This window comes from Geomonas sp., assembly GCF_056994735.1.
Genome location: NZ_JBXKJL010000042.1, coordinates 1 through 1,198, shown reverse-complemented (window position 1 = coordinate 1,198; position 1,198 = coordinate 1). Strand labels below are relative to the sequence as shown.

The window sequence follows — 1,198 nt, the reverse complement described above, 5'->3', positions numbered from 1 at the left end:
CTGCCGATCACGATGACGTCGATCTCCTCTTTCTGAGCGAAGCGGATCAATTCCTCCGCCGGATCACCGTAGACCACGGCGGTCTCCAGAGGCACCTCCATTTCGGCTGCGTTCTTCTCAATGACATAGAAGATCCGCTCCTTGAGTTCGGCCCATTTATCCTGCTCGGTGATCGGCTTCTGAGGGACAAAATCGGTGAAGGTGTTTCGGGGGGCGTTGGGGAGCACCAGCAATCCGTAGACCTTGCTCTTGAACTGACTCGGGTTGCCGGCCGCCATCCTGATCGCCTCTTCCGCGGCCTTGTCGGAGAGCGGGGAACCATCGATGGCAACGAGGATTTTCTTGCGCAGGTTGAGCATCTGCTTCCTCCGGAAAAGGAGATTCTTTCAGTAACGGCTGCACAACTATAATTCATTGTCACTGTTTTTAAAACAGCTAATTTCAAACGCTTCCAATGACATAACAGGCTGCGATGACTGAAGTATTTTAAAGGTGTGGCATTTAGCGTATTGACAGGTGCGGGCATCCCAGTGAGAATAGATTTCAACACTGTTTCGCTTATGACAGTAGCTGCGGCTTTAATAGAGAGAAGCTGCTCCGTCACATACTCTTCCTCCAATCCTTGGTGGGAGCAGAGCTCTGGTTTAAGGGAGGGAGCCATGATCGTCGGCATACTGAAGGAGATAAAAACGGAGGAGAACCGGGTCTCGATGACGCCGGCCGGGGTCGAGGTCATGGTGGCGAAGGGACACACCGTGCTGGTTGAATCGCTGGCCGGAGTCGGGAGCGGCTTCAGCAACGAGGCCTATCAAGCAGCTGGAGCGGAAATCGTCGCCGCCCCGGCGGAGATCTACAGCCGCGCCGAGTTGATTATGCACGTCAAGGAACCCCAGCCTTCCGAGTACGAGCTGATCCGCGCCGGACAGATCGTCTTCACCTACTTCCACTTCGCAGCTTCCAAGGAACTGACGCAGGCGATAGTGAAAAGCGGCGCCGTCGCCATCGCCTACGAGACCATAACCGACGTCGACAACACCCTCCCCCTGCTCACCCCGATGAGCGAAGTCGCGGGACGGATGGCGGCCCAGGAGGCGGCCAAGTATTCAGAGCGGACACAGGGCGGCCGCGGCATCCTGCTGGGAGGGGTTCCCGGTGTGCCGCCGGCCACCGTCGTGGTCCTCGGCGGCGGGGTGGTGGG

The 1,198-nt window shown here is 57.6% G+C and carries 2 protein-coding genes; one reads left to right on the top strand and one right to left on the bottom strand.

From position 1 onward, the window contains the following. Nucleotides 1-359, bottom strand: a 359-nt coding sequence (locus tag AC11W3_RS02045) for a universal stress protein (protein ID WP_484092406.1), incomplete at its 3' end; no start/stop codon positions are given. A gap of 300 nt (nt 360-659) precedes the next feature. Here AC11W3_RS02045 and AC11W3_RS02040 point away from each other — a divergent pair. Continuing rightward, nucleotides 660-1,198 (top strand): alanine dehydrogenase (locus AC11W3_RS02040; protein ID WP_484092405.1); only part of this gene is annotated, 539 nt, incomplete at its 3' end.